At 47.2% G+C, this 1,560-nt stretch carries 1 protein-coding gene and 1 pseudogene; one reads left to right on the top strand and one right to left on the bottom strand.

Going from position 1 to position 1,560, the window contains the following annotated elements; genetic code table 11:
• Positions 1-379: pseudogene (locus V7D75_RS07420) on the top strand (zinc transporter); the annotation flags it as partial.
• A gap of 207 nt (positions 380-586) precedes the next feature.
• Here V7D75_RS07420 and glyA read toward each other — a convergent pair.
• On the bottom strand, positions 587-1,560 hold a 974-nt coding region (gene glyA, locus V7D75_RS07425; protein ID WP_333614048.1), incomplete at its 5' end, for a serine hydroxymethyltransferase.

Below are 1,560 nucleotides of genomic sequence, written 5' to 3' on the forward strand. Positions count from 1 at the left end.
GCTGGGTGTAGCATTAATTAGTGGCAACGTCATGCAAGTGGCGGCGCTGGCGGGCTCCATTCTGTTATCCAACTTACCTGAGGCAGCAGGTGGTGCCAAAGAAATGCGCCGTAACGGTGCCAGCAATAAAAAAGTGCTCATGCTTTGGATTGGGGCAGCGATTTTATTATCGCTGGCGGCTATCCTAGGCAAGGTGCTGCTAAAAAATGTCGATGACGCCATCATTAGTGCCATCAACTGTTTTGCGGCAGGGGCTGTTATTGCTTCTTTAGCGACCGAGGTCTTCCCGACCGCCTTTAAACGCAGCAACCATTGGGCAGGTATTAGTACCACCGTTGGCCTCATCTTAGCACTAGCATTAAATCAGCTTGGTGGCTAAAAGGTGGGTTAGGTAACTTTGCCCTATCAAGTCGTATTGGTAGAGAGTTTTTTAAAAGTGACGGATTGCCCGGCTTAGTACGTATAGACGGTTTAGTTCGTATAAACTGAATTCATAAAAAATAAACGTCAGCGCAACAAAAAACCGCCTAGCCATTAAGCTAAGCGGTTTTTTTCCATCTAACTGTTAAAACTAAGCATTTAAAAACTACTGGTTCTTTTCATAAACTGGTAGCTCTTTACAGATGGCTTCCACTTTGCCGCGTACTTCAGCAGCAACTTTTTCATCACCGCGGCTATCTAGCACGTCACAAATCCAACCAGCCAAGTCGCCCGCTTGTGCTTCATTAAAGCCGCGCGTGGTAATCGCTGGCGTACCGATACGGATACCTGAGGTAACAAATGGCGATTTTGGATCGTTTGGTACGGCGTTTTTATTCACGGTAATGTGCGCATCACCAAGCCATTTATCGGCTTCTTTACCCGTCATTTCTTGCTTGACTAGGCTAATCAGCATCAAGTGATTTTCAGTACCGCCAGAGATGATTTCATAGCCGCGGTCTTGAATCACTTTTGCCATTGCTTTGGCGTTTTTAACCACTTGCTGCTGATAAGTTTTGAAGTTATCTTCTAACGCTTCTTTAAAGCAAACCGCTTTTGCCGCGATAACGTGCATGAGCGGGCCACCTTGGTTACCAGGGAATACGGCAGAATTTAGCTTTTTCGCCAATTCTTCATCACGTGCCAAAATCATACCTGAGCGCGGACCGCGTAGGGTTTTGTGCGTGGTAGTCGTGACCACATCAGCAAATGGTACTGGGTTTGGATAAACACCGCCCGCGACCAAACCAGCAACGTGTGCCATATCAACCAGCAAGTACGCGCCAACTTCATCAGCGATGTCACGGAAACGCTGCCAATCAACCACTTGCGAATACGCTGAGAAACCAGCAATAATCATCTTTGGCTTGTGCTCTTTTGCCAAACGCTCAACTTCGTCATAATCGATCAGACCAGTCTCTTCAACCAAGCCATACTGTACGGCGTTGTAGTTTAGACCTGAGAAGTTAATGTGCGCGCCGTGCGTCAAGTGACCACCAGCGTCTAGGCTCATGCCAAGCACGGTGTCATTAGCGTCTAATAATGCTAAGAAAACAGCCGAGTTTGCTTGGCTACCAGAGT

Origin of the sequence: Psychrobacter sp. (assembly GCF_036731945.1) — a bacterium.
GTDB lineage: Bacteria > Pseudomonadota > Gammaproteobacteria > Pseudomonadales > Moraxellaceae > Psychrobacter.